1 protein-coding gene is annotated in these 1,573 nt (G+C 42.5%); it reads left to right on the top strand.

Annotated features, from left to right (window positions below; translation table 11 throughout):
- Positions 1–251: 251 nt before the first annotated feature.
- Positions 252–1,573: hypothetical protein (locus KDK16_RS02895; protein ID WP_257274594.1), on the top strand; the 1,322-nt coding region annotated here is incomplete at its 3' end.

The raw sequence follows: 1,573 nt of genomic DNA, 5'->3' as shown, positions 1-1,573 counted from the left end.
CTCAAAATACTTCAATTTGCGATACTTTCTTACCGAATACGAGAAATATTTCTGTCCACACGATCAAAGCAATCCGGACATAACAACTGCTCCAGACACATGAATAATAGATGAGCTGAAAAAATCTCCCCAATCTTTTCCGGCTTCTTTACCTGTAACGCTCATATATTTCCCTCCCGGAGGAACCAAACACTTTCCCGGGACTCTAAAGTCATATTGACAATTGAACCCGAGTGTAAAGGATTACATCAATGAACATTAGAAATCATGCCATCAAGCCGATTGCTGTATTACTCATAACGATGAGTTTCTGTGTCAACGCTGATGTTACAGAACAAGAAGAACGTTGCATGAACGACACGCTGGCCGGTTATGATATTGAACGCCTCACAGAGGTGGGAACCACAGCAGAAGAAGTCTTTCTTTTTTCTCAGAAAGCCCCAATGGTCAGTCCGTATGAAATTCACCGTTTTACCCAGCGTAACATTACTCCGGAAGTAGTCGCATCGTTTCATCCTAAAGTGGCTAATGACCCAGCTTTTATAGATGAAATTCTAGAGGCACGGTTAAGCCCCCAAACAGCGAATAGCTACCTCGAAGTCGGCATTAATGGGGCCTTCTTTATCATCAAGTACGCCAAAAATAGAATACCCCCTGATCTTGCAGGTTCCTTATACAAAAACCTCTTCTTCGTAATCAGTGACTCTGATCGGGTCTATCTTCAAGATGCATTTAAACAGGGGCTAAAGACAGAAGACCTGCCCAGATACAAAGGACTCGCCTACTCATCCATTGAATTAAAAACTCTCTACATTTCTAAAGTGCCTGTTGATTTTATTCATGAAGCCAAGATGAAAGACATAGATCTATTCGATGCGATTTCTCTTTACTTCCGAGGCATTGATCTGGACACCTACTCGTCTTTAACCTCTGACCAACAGACCTGCACTGTATACCCCACCTCTCAGCTTCATTTTGAGCACCTTGGCAACCTTGCGGGCTACCAGAGTAAAAAAGAGCCTATTGCTTTACCTAAGGCTTTGTTTTCCAAGCTTAATTCCATATTTATCCAATACGACATGTACCACTTTTCACTGGACGATCACGCGGAAATTTTCAAGTACGTTGAAAAGGCTGCCAAGGATGTAAAAAAACCAACGATCTATAATTTGCTCCACCTGACAGCAAAGATTGTTTCAGAAAAGCTTCACTACGAACTTGTGGATGACGGAGAGCTGGCACTTACCTTCCCTGAAGGTTGTTCAATTGCTGAATATTGGCGAAGGGGTATGGGTGACTGTGATAAATATATGGCATTGGGGGTGGTTGTTTTTGCTCAACTTAAACAACTGTTTCCTGACGTATTGGCAAATGTTTATCTAACCAAGGAATTGTTTTCGAAATACCCGGGGCATACATGGAATACCGTCGTCATCGCTGAAGAAGACCGCCTGATTTTCACCCACATTGACATAACAGACTCCGACCCCGACAATGCCTATTTTCTACACCTTATTCTTCGGTTTCTTCTACAACTGCATGATGCCATTCAGAATCTGAATGAGGCATCTGG

This window comes from Endozoicomonas sp. SESOKO4 (genome assembly GCF_024606275.1).
Note: the sequence above shows the minus strand (reverse complement) of the source record. Positions and strands in the feature narration are given on the sequence as shown.